This is a genomic window from Sneathiella sp. HT1-7, assembly GCF_020731145.1.
In the GTDB taxonomy this organism is placed as follows: Bacteria; Pseudomonadota; Alphaproteobacteria; order Sneathiellales; family Sneathiellaceae; genus Sneathiella.
Window position 1 is genome coordinate 605,382 of the sequence record NZ_JAJFZN010000001.1, and the last position, 12,370, is coordinate 617,751.

Annotated in this window: 10 protein-coding genes; 8 read left to right on the top strand and 2 right to left on the bottom strand. The window is 51.8% G+C overall.

The genetic code is table 11. From position 1 onward, the window contains the following. The first annotated feature begins 77 nt into the window (after nt 1-77). The 8 genes from LKE13_RS02960 to LKE13_RS02995 all read left to right on the top strand — a co-directional run bounded on the left by LKE13_RS02960 (nt 78) and on the right by LKE13_RS02995 (nt 10,488). The gene (locus LKE13_RS02960) at nt 78-2,870 is read left to right on the top strand and encodes a [protein-PII] uridylyltransferase (protein WP_227948203.1); all 2,793 of its coding nucleotides are present in this window, start codon (nt 78-80) and stop codon (nt 2,868-2,870) included. A gap of 36 nt (nt 2,871-2,906) precedes the next feature. Beyond that, nucleotides 2,907-4,463, top strand: a complete 1,557-nt coding sequence (murJ, locus tag LKE13_RS02965) for a murein biosynthesis integral membrane protein MurJ (RefSeq protein WP_227948204.1) — start codon at nt 2,907-2,909, stop codon at nt 4,461-4,463. A gap of 137 nt (nt 4,464-4,600) precedes the next feature. Beyond that, a complete protein-coding gene (trpS, locus tag LKE13_RS02970) occupies nt 4,601-5,599 on the top strand; it encodes a tryptophan--tRNA ligase (protein WP_227948205.1) in 999 nt (332 codons plus the stop codon). Between the two features lie 87 nt (nt 5,600-5,686). Further along, on the top strand, nt 5,687-6,676 hold the full coding sequence (locus LKE13_RS02975; protein ID WP_227948206.1) for a DUF2333 family protein: 990 nt from the start codon (nt 5,687-5,689) through the stop codon (nt 6,674-6,676). A 52-nt stretch (nt 6,677-6,728) separates the two neighbouring features. Continuing rightward, nucleotides 6,729-7,214 (top strand): universal stress protein, encoded by a 486-nt coding sequence (locus LKE13_RS02980; RefSeq protein ID WP_227948207.1) that lies wholly within the window; start codon nt 6,729-6,731, stop codon nt 7,212-7,214. A gap of 305 nt (nt 7,215-7,519) precedes the next feature. Next, a complete protein-coding gene (locus LKE13_RS02985; RefSeq protein WP_227948208.1) occupies nt 7,520-8,500 on the top strand; it encodes a glucosaminidase domain-containing protein in 981 nt (326 codons plus the stop codon). Nucleotides 8,501-8,643: 143 nt separating this feature from the next. Continuing rightward, nucleotides 8,644-9,414, top strand: a complete 771-nt coding sequence (locus LKE13_RS02990; RefSeq protein ID WP_227948209.1) for a glucose 1-dehydrogenase — start codon at nt 8,644-8,646, stop codon at nt 9,412-9,414. Nucleotides 9,415-9,444: 30 nt separating this feature from the next. After that, nucleotides 9,445-10,488 (top strand): malate/lactate/ureidoglycolate dehydrogenase, encoded by a 1,044-nt coding sequence (locus tag LKE13_RS02995; RefSeq protein ID WP_227948210.1) that lies wholly within the window; start codon nt 9,445-9,447, stop codon nt 10,486-10,488. 44 nt (nt 10,489-10,532) lie between these two features. Here the strand turns inward: LKE13_RS02995 and LKE13_RS03000 are convergent, their stop codons facing one another. After that, nucleotides 10,533-11,303: an HpcH/HpaI aldolase family protein gene (locus tag LKE13_RS03000; RefSeq protein ID WP_227948211.1), complete on the bottom strand. Its 771-nt coding sequence runs from the start codon at nt 11,301-11,303 to the stop codon at nt 10,533-10,535. Nucleotides 11,304-11,327: 24 nt separating this feature from the next. Then, on the bottom strand, nt 11,328-12,368 hold the full coding sequence (locus LKE13_RS03005) for a polysaccharide deacetylase family protein (protein ID WP_227948212.1): 1,041 nt from the start codon (nt 12,366-12,368) through the stop codon (nt 11,328-11,330). Nucleotides 12,369-12,370 lie beyond the last annotated feature (2 nt).

Here is a 12,370-nt window from a genome sequence, read left to right on the forward strand (position 1 = left end):
TTTGCTAAATAGCGTTTCAATAAAGTTTAAAAGGCAGCCAGTCATATAGCAAGGCCGGCAGGCCAATTGGATTGCAAATGGAAAAAATTCCAAATCAGAAAGAAATTATCGACCGTCGCGCATTAGTCCAGTCGATCGCCGAGACAGCTGATAAGTTCGATACGAGTAGCGTTGAATTCCGACAGGAAATTTTACGCCAGCTTAAGGTGCGCCTCGACCATGGCAGCGACGTTGTAAAACAGCGCTTCCAGCAATCCAATAAAGGCCGGGCAATGATGTATGCCCAGTGCTTCCTGGTCGATCAGCTAATTCGTGCTATTTTCGATGTTGCGGCCCAATATGTCTATCAATTGAGCAACCCGACTCCAGAAGAAAAGCTGTCGCTCGTTGCGGTTGGGGGATATGGCCGGGGGGAGCTGGCACCCTTCTCCGATGTCGATCTGCTCTTTCTCTTTCCCTACAAACAGACCTCCTGGTGTGAGCAGGTAATCGAGTTTGTGCTCTATATGCTTTGGGATCTCGGCCTGAAAGTCGGGCATTCCACCCGTACCGTTGATGAATGCGTCCGCCTCGCTAAAAAAGACACAACAATCCAGACCGCCCTGCTAGAGGCACGCTATGTCTGGGGCGATCAGGAAATGTTCACGGAGATGTATCGCAAATATATGAAGGAGGTTGTTTCCGGACACAGCCGCGAGTTTATCGAAGCAAAGCTGAAGGAAAGAAAAGAGCGTCATGATCGTTTTGGCAATTCCCGCTATGTCGTTGAACCCAACATCAAGGAGGGAAAAGGCGGTCTCCGTGATATGCAAACCCTGTTCTGGATCGCGAAATTTCTGCATGGGACGACGGATATATCAAAGCTTGTGAAACTCGGTGTTTTTACCGAGAAGGAGCGCCGCAGATTTACCAAGGCATCAAATTTCCTTCGTACCGTGCGGTGTCATCTTCACTATCTGACAGGGCGTCCGGAAGAACGGATCACCTTTGACGTTCAAACGGAACTCGCTAAACGGTTGCTCTATAAAGATCATGCCGGGTCCAGCGGCGTGGAACGGTTCATGAAGCATTACTTCCTCGTCGCGAAGGATGTTGGGGACCTGACGCGTATTTTCTGCGCCAATCTTGAGGCAGAGCAACAGAAGAAAAGCCGTCTGCCGATCCCTCGTTTCGGGCTTGCCAGACGGAAGTTAAAAGGCTACGTCGTCGAAAGCGGACGCATTGACGTGGCCCACGAAGATGATTTTAAAAAAGATCCGATACGGATGCTGGAACTGTTCCATCTGGCTCAGGAAAAGGGCCTGGATGTCCATCCAAATGCACTCCGTCTAATCCGACAGGATCTCAAGCTGATCAATCGCAGTGTTCGCAATGATGAGCGGGCAAACCAACTCTTCCTTGAGATGATGACCAGTCGCAAAGATCCGGAAACAACCCTCCGACGCCTGAACGAGGCCGGTGTCTTCGGCCGGTTTATTCCCGATTTCGGCCGTGTCGTTGCCCAAATGCAGCATGATATGTATCATGTCTATACCGTGGATGAGCACACCATTCGGGCAATCGGCATCATTTCGCAGATTGAAGATGGTGCCTTGCAAAGTGAACACCCTCTTTCTCACAATATTATGCCCAAGATCGTGTCACGAAATGTCCTCTACTGCGCCGTATTGATCCATGATATCGCGAAGGGACGCGGCGGAGATCACTCAATCCTCGGGGCCGAGGTAGCAGAAAAACTCTGTCCCCGGCTCGGGCTGTCGCCGTCAGAGACGGAAACGGTGGCATGGCTCGTGCGATATCATCTGGCGTTCAGCGCCTTTGCCTTCAAACGGGATATCTCAGACCCAAAAACTATTGAGGATTTTGTCAAAATCGTTCAAAGCCCTGAGCGGTTACGGCTTCTGCTGGTCCTGACAGTCGCGGATATCCGAGCGGTTGGGCCAAATGTCTGGAACGGCTGGAAAGGTCAGCTTCTGCGTGAACTTTACTACGCCTCGGAAAATGCCTTGACCGGCGGTCATATTTCAGAAGGCCGGGCGGAGCGGGCCAAGCATTACCAGGAAGAATTACGCGAACTTCTAAGGTCATGGCAAAAAGGCGATATTGATGCCCATATCCGGCGTTTCTATCAATCCTACTGGATCGGCACCAGCAGTGAAGACCGCGTCACCCATGCGGAGCTAATGCGAAAAGCGGACAAGGAGAAAGCGCTTTTCACCATCGAGTCAAAAAGCGACCCCTTCCGTTCAATAACGGAAGTTATTGTTTATACTGCCGATCATCCAGGTCTCTTTTCCCGGATCACTGGCGCCATGTCGATAAGCGGCGCGAATATCGTGGATGCGAAAATTCATACTACGACGGACGGTATGGCGCTCGATACATTTTTTATTCAGGATTCTGAAGGCAAGGTTTACGATCAACGGGGACGCATGAAAAAATTGCACCAGGCGATCGAGGACACGCTTCAGGGCTCCCGAAAACCTCACTTGGAAATAGTGGAGCTGCGGGAATCAAGCCTACCGAGCAGAACGGAAGTCTTTACCGTACAGCCCGCAATAATTCTGGATAACAAGGCATCGAACACCCATACCGTGATTGAGGTGCGGGGACGCGATCGACCCGGCTTGCTTGCCAAGCTGACCCGAACATTATTCACGCTTTCCCTGTCCATCTCGTCGGCTCATATTGCGACCTATGGTGAACGAGCGGTTGACGTTTTCTATGTAAAAGACAGTTTCGGCCTGAAAATTACCAACAAAGTCAAGCTTGCAAATATAGAGAAGAAACTGCTTCTTGCTCTTACCGAAGATATGAAACCAAAAAGAAAAGCAACCCGTACAAAAAAAGCAGCGAGTAGCGGAAGCTGATGGGCAGCTCTAGCGCGCCTGTGCTATAGGGGGTTCATGAGTTTGATTAAGTCCGTGGCCACAGTCGGTGGCTTTACCATGATCAGTCGCGTCCTCGGATTTTTACGCGATATTTTGATGGCGTCTGTGTTAGGTGCCGGGCCGGTGGCGGACGCTTTCTTTGTTGCCTTTCGCATTCCGAACATGTTTCGCCGCCTGGTGGCGGAAGGCGCGTTTTCTGCCGCCTTCATCCCTCTGTTTGCGCGCAAACTAGAAGCGGAGGGCAAAGATCCAGCACTCGAATTTGCGGGCCATGCGCTCAGCATTCTTGTCGGTTTTCTTCTTATCTTTTCAGCCCTTTTCATGATCTTCATGCCGGTCATGATGCTGATGCTGGCACCCGGCTTTGCCCCGGACGGATCACGGTTTGAGCTGGCCGTCGAATTTACCCGCGTCACATTTCCCTACCTGATTGCAATGGCCATCGTTGCACTTCTGGGAGGCATATTAAATGCCTTTTATAAATTTGCGGCGATGGCCGCAGCGCCAATCCTGCTCAATATTATTCTTATTGCCTGCCTGCTGATTGGAATAGGCCGTACAGAAGCCGATGTCGGCATGCTGCTCGCTATAGGCGTTGCGATTGCTGGTGTGGCTCAGGTAATATTTCTTGCCATCGCGTGCAAACGGGCGGAGATCGGTATCAAACTCCGTTGGCCCGCCTTCAATTCCGACATCAAACGCCTCTTCCGCCTGATGCTTCCCGGTGCGCTTGGTGCCGGCGTGATGCAGATCAATATCCTGGTTGGAACGATTATTGCGTCCTTCCTGGCGACGGGATCTATTTCCTATCTGTACTACGCTGATCGGGTGTATCAACTTCCACTGGGCGTGATCGGTATTGCGGTCGGCACCGCACTGTTGCCGATGCTTTCGCGGCAACTTCGGTCAGGCGAAGAAGAAACAGCGATGAACAGCATGAACCGCGCGATGGAACTTTCCATGCTCCTCACCTTGCCAGCGGCAGCCGCGTTAATTGTCATCCCGGAGGAAATTACGTCCGTCCTGTTTCAGCATGGAGAATTTACCTTAGAAGCAAGCCGCGCAACAGCGGCGGCCCTGCTTGCCTTCGCAACCGGGCTTCCCGCCTATGTGCTTGTTAAAATTCTTGCACCGGGATTTTTTGCGCGGGAGGATACCACAACGCCGGTGGTTGTCGGCGTTCTCGCCATGATACTGAATGTAGTTTTGAGCCTCATACTGATCCGCTATCTGGAGCATGTGGGGATCGCACTCGCGACCTCTCTTTCCTCCTGGTTTAATGTCGTGTTACTATTCTTAATTCTCCGACGGCGCGGCCATTATACCGCGGATTCACGTCTCCTCCGACGGTTCGCGGGTATGATTGTTGCTTCCGCTATCATGGCCGCCGGACTCTATTTCGCCCGTGAATATCTGGCCAATGCTTTTTCCGGTGACATGACAGAGAGAGTAGGCGCCCTCATCTCACTGGTGATTGGCGGCGGCGTATTATATGCCGTCAGCAGCCTTCTCACCGGCACTGCGCGCCTGCAAGAAATAAAATCCATGCTGAAACGCCGCCCGAACGCGTAAATCTGTTGACGATACCGAAGGCGCCTGCAATAAGGCCGAGATCAATTCCCGGGCAGCAGCCCATCCCGGTCCCGATGGCCTGATGATCAGTCCGTCAATTTTGGGGCCCGTGTCCAAAGCGTGAGGAGCTTTTAGTCATGTCTCGTATTTTCTCCGGCGTTCAGCCAAGCGGAAATCTTCATCTCGGTAACTATCTCGGCGCGATCCGCAATTTTGTTGGATTGCAGGAAGATTATGAATGTATTTACTGCGCTGTTGATATGCACGCCATCACGGTCTGGCAGGATCCGGCAGACTTACGCAGTAATACGCGGGAAGTGGCGGCGGCATACATTGCTGCCGGAGTGGATCCAAAGCGATCGATTATTTTCGCGCAAAGCACTGTCGCGGCCCACGCAGAACTCGCCTGGATATTCAATTGCGTTGCGCGCCTCGGCTGGTTAAATCGCATGACCCAGTTCAAGGAGAAGGCTGGTAAAAATCGCGAAAATGCGTCCGTCGGCCTTTATGCCTATCCCTCCCTGATGGCGGCAGATATCCTCGCCTACAAGGCAACCCATGTTCCGGTTGGTGAAGATCAGAAGCAGCATCTTGAGCTGACCCGTGATATTGCGCAGAAGTTCAACAACGATTACGAGACCGAAACCTTTCCGCTCGTAGAACCATTGATCTTTGGCGCGGCAACGCGGGTCATGTCCCTGCGGGACGGATCCAAGAAAATGTCAAAGTCTGATCCGAGTGATTATTCGCGCATCACCTTTACGGATGATCGCGACAGTATCGCAAAAAAACTCCGCAAGGCGCGAACGGATGCCGATCCGCTACCTGAAACGGAAGAGGGTCTGAAAGGTCGGCCGGAGGCGGCCAATCTCGTTGGCATCTATGCGGCGCTTGCCGATCTTAGCAAGCAGGCGGTTCTCGATGAGTTCGCCGGAGCTGCATTTTCTACCTTCAAGCCAGCGCTTACCGAACTGGCCGTTGAGAAATTCGGCCCCATCGGAGAAGAAATGAAAAGACTCATGGCGGATCCTGCGCATGTGGATACTATCCTTAAAGAAGGAGCGGAACGCGCTGCCGCCCTCGCCGCGCCGGTCATGGCAGAGGTCAAAGAAGTAGTCGGATTTATTCGCCCTTAAGGAAGGCAACTTGTAAGTCTGACCGAAACAACATACATCTTTGTATGAAGCCAGATGAACGGATCACTCGGTTACGGGGCAGGATAGATGAGCGAAATCGGCAGTAGCGGGAAGGAGACGAAACGGATCGGGCGGCGGGCCGCGACGGTTCGAGAAAGCGCGAAGCGGAGCTGGAAAGTATTCGCGTTGCTTATTCTGCTTTTCTTGGTTCTTTATTATCCCGTCGGCATGATCATGATCAACAACATTGAGGACGACACCGATTTTGTGCCGACCGGTACCAATGTTGTTGCCGGGGGCAGCCATGCGGTGGATATGATGGCCGGTCTTATTGACAGGGAAATCAATGTCAATCGTTGGACAGCGAACGATCCTTTCTTCATGCCCTCTGCCGCCCTCGACAATATGCCGAATTACCAGCAGGGAATAATTTCCGCGCTTGCCCGGTTCGGGTTTGAATTGACTGATCAGATTGGCCGGACACGCGGCTCCAGCCAGACGGACCCCGACTTACAGGAAGCGGCAGGTTTGCTGCAATATTCAGGCACAAAATGGGCTTGGGATCCGTCCGTCTCTCTGCTGCCTACTGCGGCTTCTGAGGAGCAGTATGAAAAGGCCCGGACCTCTTTGATCAGCTATAACAAGCGGCTCGCTGAAGGCAAAGCCGTATTCGAGAAACGCGCCGATAATCTGTTGGCAACGCTTGACCGGATTGCCCTTGATATCGGATCGTCGACCGCAACAATCGACAAGCATATCGATGAAAATTCAGGCGATCTCATTGATTTTCAGGCGGATAATATTTTCTATGGCGTTAAAGGGCAGGCGTATGGCTACTACTTACTGCTAAAGGCGCTGTCGCAAGACTATGAGAGCCTGATCAAGGAGCGTGGACTTACCAACGCCTGGGCGCAAATGCTTGCAAGTCTTAAATCGGTAATTGACCTTGATCCATTTATTGTCGTCAATGCTACGCCGGATTCCCAGTTTCTCCCTAATCATCTGACGGCTCAAGGCTTCTATGTCTTGCGCGCCCGGACACAGCTGCAAGAGATCAGCAACATTCTCTTGAAATAACTGTGCCGATAGTGGCAGGATAATTTTCCCGAAAACAACTGACGGAGTCTTTATGTCAGAGGAGACCCAGAGCGGCGTGCGCAACAAGTTTCTTGTCGTCGTCGACGAAACGCCGGAATGCAAATCGGCTATCCGCTTCGCCAGCCGTCGGGCATGGCACGTTGGCGGCGGCGTGATTCTGCTCTATGTCATTGAACCGCCTGAGTTCCAACACTGGATGGGGGTGGAGCAAGCAATGCGAGAAGAAGCCCGTGAGGGCGCCGAAGAGCTCTTGCAATACCTCGCGGAGGAAATTCAGAAGGAAACGACCATCGTGCCGGAATTCGTCATCCGCGACGGACATAAAAAGGAAGAAGTCTTGGCACTGATTGAGGAAGACTCCGATATCCGCGTCCTTGTGCTTGCGGCATCCCCAGATACTGTCGGGCCCGGCCCCTTGATCAAAAGCCTTGTTGGCGAAATGTCCGGTACATTTGCAATCCCGATTACCGTTGTACCAGGCAATCTGACAACTCGGCAGCTGGATGCGGTGACATGATCTCGGTATTCCTGTTTTCGCTTATACCAACTTCTTGATTCGCTATTTAGCCCATTTTAATTTGGCCCAAATTCGCGCTAAATAGATGGAAATTTTATAACCAGTTGAATCAATTACTAAAATTACACAAGATAAATCTTCTCTTGATATCGTAGATAGAGACTCACATATTCCATTTTCGGCTCAAAGTGCATTAAAACGCATTTTGAGCCTATATATTGTGTAAAAGAACGGCAGCACATCTACATATTGTATTCTCGGCAGTTGGCTCATTTCGATGGCTAGGACACTACGCAAATTTAATTATGCAGCTTTTTAGATCTGGTATTAAATCAAACAAGATCGTGACATTGGCAGGCGTAGTTCTGGCGACGGCGTATCTGGTGCCTGAGCTTATTGACAGTGCACATAATGTCAGCTTTTCTTCCTACGGCGAGAGCAGGGCATTGTTCGCAAAACGCACCCCCGCGAGCTCTCAAACGCGGGAGCAATCCGATCAATTCGACATGGCTTCTCTTGATACAGCTCTGAGTCAGGTAGACTACCAGTTGCAGGATATTCGCAACGGACAGCCTGTTCCGCGCTTTTACGTCGAGCAGGTTCCGGTTGATATTGCTGACGTTACAGATGTAGACCAGCGCAAAAAGGCGTTTATCAAGATCGTTTTACCCCTCATCCTGAGCACCAATGAGAAAATCTTGGATCGGCGGGAGCGCCTTTCAACCCTCCTTCAAGATAATACAGGGTTTGACAACCTCCGCGCCACCGACAGGAAATGGCTTGATGAAATGGCCATTCGTTACCGGGAAGAAACGACTGATCTTGAACAGCTTTTGCTAAAAGTCGATGAAGTCCCTGTACCACTGGCGCTTGCTCAGGCTGTGGAAGAATCCGGTTGGGGAACGTCTCGTTTCGCTCGCGAAGGAAACGCCCTTTTCGGACAGCGAGTCTGGTCTGCAGGTAAGGGAATTGTCCCGGACGAAAGGGCCGATGATGAAACCCATGAAGTTAAGGCATTCAACTCTATCGCCGACTCGATTGCCGCCTATGTTCATAATCTGAATTCCCATGCGGCCTATGCCGAGTTCCGGGAAATTCGTGCCCGCCGTCATACAGGCCCGAAACTCACCTATGATACTGCCCCTCTCGTTGATACGCTGCATGTATATTCCGAGAAAGGGCAGGAATATGTGGATAATCTGCGATCATTGATTGAAATAAACCAGTTCGACGATTTCGAAGATGCTAACCTTGCTCCCGAGCGATTGGCCGCGAACCGCCCGTAAATTCACCCTGACCTGTTCAATTTCTATTCCTGCGACTTTCCATCTCGCAAATTACGGTGCTATGTGGAAAGATAACAGCATAACAAATCTGAACAAGGACGCCGCTTCTTCCAGGGCGCCATAAGAATAATAAAGGGGAGATCATGGGTAGATTAGCAAACAAGGTCGCGCTGATAACAGGGGCTGCAACCGGTATCGGACTTGCGACCACCCGACGTTTTGTCGAGGAAGGGGCTTATGTCCTGATGACCGACAAAAACACAGAGGTAGGGGAAGCCGCTGTGAAGGAGTTTGGCGAAAATGCCCGTTTCATTGCTCAGGACGTCACAAAAGAAGAAGACTGGCAGCAGGTAATGGCGACGATCACCTCTGATACCAAGGGGCTCGATATTCTCGTAAACAATGCTGGTATTCTCTCCATCGGGGACCATCAAACAATTGAAGATACGGATCTGGCCCATTGGCAGGCTATCCAGAAGGTGAATGTCGAAGGTGTCTTCCTGGGTTGTCAGTCCGCGATCAAAGCCATGAAAGACCGAGGCGGCGCCATCGTCAATATTTCCTCTGTTGCGGCGATAATCGGCACACCTACACTCGCGGCCTATGGCGCCTCAAAAGCAGCTGTTCGGCAGCTCACCAAAACGGTCGCCATTCATTGCGCCAATAAGGAATATGGCATTCGCTGCAATTCCGTGCATCCCGACCCGGTCCGCACTAATATGGGTGATGAGCTGATGGAGATGTATGGCGGGAATATCGAAAAAGGCTGGGACGCTATTCCCGGGCGTGTTCCCCTAAAAGCTGCCGCAGAGCCCGTCGACATTGCAAATTGCATTCTGTTCCTTGCCTCCGACGAGGCACGCCACGTCACAGGGTCCGAACTTGTGGTCGATGGCGGAATGACAGCGATATAAATAAAAACCAATAGCGGGAGAAACCGATCTATGCGTATTGAGCATGACGTCTTGCAGGACTTCGTTGAGAAAATATTCAAGGCGGCAGGAAGTGAACCGATTGAGGCCGCGATCGTTGCCGATCACCTCGTCCTTGCCAACCTTTCCGGTCATGATAGCCATGGTGTCGGGATGATCCCCCGCTATATCGACAACATCAAGGCTGGCGCCCTCCATCCCAATGAGCATGTGGAGCAGATCAAGAAGGATGGTTCAATTCTGGTTTTTGACGGCAGAGCCGGATTTGGGCAGGTCGTCGCCCGCGAAGCAATGGCGCAGGCCATCTCCGTCGCGAAGGAAACTGGCCTCGCGCTCTCTGCCCTGCGAAATGCCCACCATATCGGCCGTGTTGGAACCTATGGGGAACAATGCGCTGATGCGGGCCTTGTCTCAATTCATTTTGTCAATGTCACGGGGCATAGAGGCCTCGTCGCGCCACATCGTGGTGCGGATGCCCGCTACGGTACGAATCCGATCTGTGTTTCCCTCCCCGATACCGCGGAAGAGCCGCGCATCATCCTTGATTTCGCAACGAGCAAGGTCGCACTAGGGAAAATTCGGGTCGCCCATAACAGTGGCAAAAAGTTGGAGGAAGGACTGCTTATCGATAAAGACGGTAACGCGACAACAGATCCGGGCGTTATGTTCTCTGACGAGGTTGGCTCTCTTCTCCCATTGGCAGAGCATAAGGGATATGGTCTGGCATTGATGTGTGAGTTATTGACCGGCGCGATCGGCGGCGGTGGCACGATCCAGCCGAAGAATGTCCGCGACACCCGCATTATTAATAATATGCTCTCCATCATCATAGATCCAACTCGTCTGACGGATACGGACTATATCGCGAGCGAGATGAAGGCGATGTGCGATTACGTGCGCGATTCTCCGCCGCGTGCAGGTTATGACAACGTGATCGTTCCGGGCGATCCGGAACGAGAGCAGCGGGAGCAACGCCGTGCCGAGGGCATCGACATTGACGAGGAAACCTGGCGTCAGATCACCGAAGCCGCCGCTAGCCATAACGTGACACTTTAACCGGATCCAACTGCCTGCAGAGGAATTACGTCGGACGGATGTCGCTATTTCTTGATATTTTTCAGGAGTTCGTCTGCAGCGCTTGAAACCAGCCCTGTATCCCCGGTGCAAAGAAGAAAATCAAACCCTTGCGAGAAAAGGTCGCTGGTTTGTGTCGCCCCCTTCGATATGCAACCGAGATAGGCTGGGCTCGCCTTAATGCGATCCCGCGCCTCCTCAAATAGAGCCTTGACTTCAGGGTCATCAAATTCGCCGAGCTTGTTGATGCTGCCGGATAGATCGTTGGGCCCAATAAACAGCATATCAACACCGTCGACAGCTGCGATTTCCTCAATATTTCCAACGGCTTCCTTGGTTTCAATCTGGCATATGATCATCAAGTCATTGTCGAGATTGTCTCGATATGATCGCGCCGTCCGGCCATATCCTCCCGCCCGTGCCGCGCCAAACCCTGCACTTCGTATACCCGTCGGGGGGTAGCGGCAGGCTGCAACGGCGACCTTTGCTTCCTCTGCGGTGTTAACGGATGGCACCATAATTCCGTCCATTCCGCTATCCAGCGCACGTTTAATCAGAACAGTATCGTTCCAGGGAACCCGCATCAGAACAGTCACGTCACTGACGGATCGCACTGCCCGGTGCTGATCAATCGCAGTCTCTAAACTGCCTGAACCATGCTCATGATCAATCATAAGCGCATCGAAACCTGCCCCTGCTACAATCTCCGCCATGTCCGAGGAATTTGAGAATATCCAGCAGGCCGCGGCCTTTTCCCCCGCCTTCAGGTGCTCTTTTAGTTTGTTCGGGCGATACATCGGCATTCCCCTTTCTGATTGCTATTATTTCGGGATGTAGAATAGTGAGCCAAACCAGCGCCAGCGCCGGTCCGGACCAAGAAGAGTACAGTTTATGCGGCCGCGTCCCGGTTTGAAGGCCGAGGCGAGCCGTATCTCAATCCGTGCGTCGCCGATTTTCTCAATTGGCACTGCACCTCCGGTCTGATTAGATGAAAAACAGGAAAGACCATTGAGGTTGCCGTAATCTTCGGCAATGGTAAATCCAAAATTGGGCGGATTACGTTTCAGGACGTTATCAGACGGTGTCACGTCCGTGACCCGAAGCGGCAACGCATTCGCCGCCAAACGAAAGCGTCCAATGCCGCCATAATTCTCACTCATTGCAAAGCGCGGAAGTTCAAGACGGTCGTGACCGGAATAAGAAACACCCGATTGCTGACCGAACGCGGCCTTGAAGCCAAGTTTGCGAATAATTGTTTTTACGTCGTTGCCATATTCACCATAGGGATAGGCAAATATTGCGGGAACAAAGCCCAGTTCCGCTTCATACCGTTCACTTGCGAGGTTAATGTCAGCTTCAATTTCATCCTGACTCAGAAGCGGCAAATGAGTATGCGAATAGGTGTGATGACCGATATGGACGCCCGCATCGCGGAGTTCCCGGACCTGATCCCAGTTCATATAACCTGGAAGATTCTTGTCCACACCTTCGACAGCAACAAATATCGTAAACGGAAGTTTTGCTTCCCGCAGTATTGGCCAGGCAACATTATAGACCGAGGCATAGGCATCATCGATGGTCAGCGCAACGGTGCGATCGGGAAGGTCCTCACCTTTTTCAAGGCGGTCGACAATCTCGTTAAGCGGTAAAACGGTATACTCTCCATTTTGCAGTTCCAGAATATGTTCCTTGAACTGTTCAACGCGGATGTTGGTCGACGTATATTGATCTTCCCCGAAACGGTGATACATGATCACACTGGCCCAGTCAGCGGCTTGTGCAAGACTGCTCATGCCCAGAAAGGCGATGGCCATTAAGATGGCCCTTAAGGTGCGTGTTGTTGCTTTTTCTGTCTGTCTCATAA